This window comes from Janibacter sp. CoH_79_TC_3 (assembly GCF_058197955.1).
Window position 1 is genome coordinate 1 of record NZ_JBXWIV010000046.1, and the last position, 1,422, is coordinate 1,422.

At 41.6% G+C, this 1,422-nt stretch carries 2 protein-coding genes; both read left to right on the forward strand.

Annotation, left to right across the window (positions count from 1 at the left end):
- Positions 1 to 44 precede the first annotated feature (44 nt).
- Positions 45 to 563, forward strand: coding sequence for a helix-turn-helix domain-containing protein (locus AC2FA3_RS14980; protein ID WP_490510277.1), 519 nt, complete (start codon positions 45 to 47; stop codon positions 561 to 563).
- Positions 551 to 1,390, forward strand: coding sequence for an IS3 family transposase (locus AC2FA3_RS14985; protein WP_490510278.1), 840 nt, complete (start codon positions 551 to 553; stop codon positions 1,388 to 1,390). Before AC2FA3_RS14980 ends, AC2FA3_RS14985 begins: the two co-directional genes overlap by 13 nt.
- The last annotated feature ends 32 nt before the right edge of the window (positions 1,391 to 1,422 follow it).

Sequence of the window (1,422 nt, forward strand, 5' to 3'; positions counted from 1 at the left end):
TGAACTGACCCCCATAAGTTGGACACAACTTATGGGGTATTTTTATGCGTTACGATCTAGACTTTAAGATGCAAGTCATCGCATACTATCGGCAAGGCCATAGTAGTCACGCCACCGCTAAGAAGTTTAACGTCAATCCAGAGTTTGTACTCAAATGGGTTAAGCAATACCAAAGCGGTGGCATAAATGCCATTAAGCCAAAGACAAGTAAGGCCAAATACAGCAGTGAGTTTAAACTTAACGTACTAACCACCATGCTTAAAGAAGATTTAAGTCAATCTGAGGTGGCACTGAAGTTTAACATCAGCTCACCGGCGCTCATTAGTCATTGGCACAAAGCTTATCGACTACAGGGTATGTCTGGACTCGTATCTAAACATAAAGGTAGAACCGCCATGAGCAAACCATTTATCACAGACAAGCCAGATGATGAAAAGAGCTTAGCAGAGCTTAAGCGTGAACTGGAATATTTGCGTGCAGAGAATGCCTACCTAAAAAAGCTCGATGCCTTGCTCAAAGCGGAGGAACAAGCAGGCAAAAAGCAAGGCTCATCGAAGCACTAAGACAAGAGCACCCTTTATCTGCTTTGCTAAACATCGCTAAGATGGCTAAGAGTGTCTTTTACTACCATAGGTGTCAGTTTGATGTTAAAGACAAATATGCAGACTTAAAACATCATATTGCTCAGATATACCACAAGCACAAAGGCAGGTATGGTTATCGTAGAGTTACGGCAGCGCTAAAGCAGTTAGGGGTTTATCATAACCATAAGCTCATCGCTAAGCTGATGCATGACATGAAGCTTAGCGCCAAGATAAGACGTCAGAAGTACCGATCTTACAAAGGACAACAAGGCAAGATTGCGAAGAACTATTTGAAGCGCCAGTTTACTGCAGATAAACCGAACACACGCTGGCTCACAGATATTACTGAGTTTAAGGTGGGTGATTATAAGCTGTATTTATCGCCCATACTTGATTGTTATAACAATGAGATTGTCAGCTATACGCTCTCAAAGAGACCGACTTATGACTTAGTTGGTAAGATGCTAGCTAGTGCTTTAGATAAGACAAAGGCGTGCCGTGATAAGAGATTAATGCTGCATTCAGATCAAGGGTGGCATTATCAAATGAAACCGTTTAGCACGACGCTTAAACAGAATGGCATTAAGCAAAGTATGAGCAGAAAAGGCAATTGCTTAGATAATGCACTGATGGAGGGGTTCTTCGGTACGCTGAAGTGCGAGACGATTTATATTGAGAAACCGAAAACGATTGAGCAGTTAGAACAACAGATTCATGAGTATATGCATTATTATAATCATGAGCGTATTCAACTTAAATTAAAAGGACTGAGTCCTGTGCAATACAGAACTCAGTCCTTGGGGTAAACTAAACCGTCCAATATTTGGGGGTCAGTTCA